Source organism: Streptococcus bovismuti (assembly GCF_042436615.2).
Taxonomy (GTDB): domain Bacteria; phylum Bacillota; class Bacilli; order Lactobacillales; family Streptococcaceae; genus Streptococcus.
Window position 1 is genome coordinate 1 of sequence record NZ_JBHMFR020000017.1, and the last position, 1435, is coordinate 1435.

Sequence of the window (1435 nt, forward strand, 5' to 3'; positions counted from 1 at the left end):
TGTACTGACCCCAAAAAGTTAGACAATTAATTTAAGCAAAGGATTTAGTTCTGTATTGTACAGGGCTAAGTCCTTTTAGTTTTACCTTAATTCGTTTGTTGTTGTAGTAATCAATATAGTCTACAATAGCTTGTTCCAAGTGTTCAAGTGACTGAAACGTATTCTCATAACCATAAAACATTTCAGACTTAAGAATGCCAAAGAAAGATTCCATCATACCGTTATCTGGACTATTTCCCTTACGTGACATAGATGGTTGGATTCCCTTATTCTTTAAAAAATGATGATAGAAATCGTGTTGGTATTGCCATCCTTGGTCACTATGGAGAATTGTATTTTCGTAATGGTTCTCTGTAAAGGCTTGTTCTAGCATAGCTTTCATTTGTACTAAGTTCGGCGAAGTAGAAAGATTGTAGGAGATAATTTCTCTGTTAAAGCCATCTAAAACTGGTGATAAATAAAGCTTTTGGCTGCTTGCTGGAATGGCAAATTCTGTCACATCTGTGTAGCACTTTTGCATTGGTTTGGTTGCTTCAAATTGACGTTGAATAAGATTATCTGCTTTCTTGCCAACCTCTCCTTGGTATGAAGAATACTTCCGTTTACGGCGAATTCGAGCCGTTAAACCAAGTACTTTCATCAGACGCTGCACCTTCTTATGGTTCACTACGAAGCCACGATTTCGTAATTCTAGAGTCATGCGACGATAGCCGTAATTTCCTTTGTGCTCAGTATAAATTGACTGAATTTCAGCTTTAATATCATAATCTTTATCGCTTTGATCCAGCTGTTTTAAGTGGTAATAATAAGTTGAACGGGCAAGTTTAATAATCTTTAGAAGGATATCTAAAGAAAACTCTGTTACCAGTCCTTGAACAATTTCCGTTTTTCTTCTTGCTCCTTTTCGTCTCTCAATCGGAGTTCTCTCAACTTTTTTAGAATGGCATTCTCCGCTCTCAAGTACTCATTTTCTGCTTGAAGACGTTCTAATTCTGTCATATCTTCAAATCTCTTCTTTGGCTTACGTCCCATTTTAGGTGGTCTCCCTCTTGTTTTCTCAACAATAGTATACCCGTTTTTCTTATATTGTGCCAGCCAATTCGAAAGTAATCCACTACTTAGAAGAGCATAATCCAGAGACGCCCTAATTTGTGAATGCCCCTCAAGAAGAACTTTATCAATGATCTCTTGTTTTAGTTCAGGAGAATAGTAACAATTCTTTCCTTTTTTGACGAACTCTATTCCGTAACGATCAATCAATTTAATCATGTACCTAAGATTAGAATTGTTTATCCCAAATTTATTTGAAAGCTTCTCTAAGCTATATCCTTGTTTTCTAAGTTCATAGATCTGAACTTTATCATCATAACTCAATTTCATAATAAAACACCCCAAAAGTTAGATTTTTTCTGTCTAACTTTTGGGGTGCAGTACA

General features: G+C 35.7%; 1 protein-coding gene. It reads right to left on the minus strand.

Annotated features, from left to right (window positions below; translation table 11 throughout):
• Positions 1 to 31: 31 nt before the first annotated feature.
• Positions 32 to 1380, minus strand: a protein-coding gene (locus tag ACERDH_RS09740; protein WP_115262385.1) for an IS3 family transposase whose coding sequence is annotated in 2 segments (ribosomal slippage) — positions 32 to 930 and positions 930 to 1380 — 1350 coding nt in all. Because the reading frame shifts where the segments join, the coding sequence is not laid out codon by codon here.
• Between the last annotated feature and the right edge of the window lie 55 nt (positions 1381 to 1435).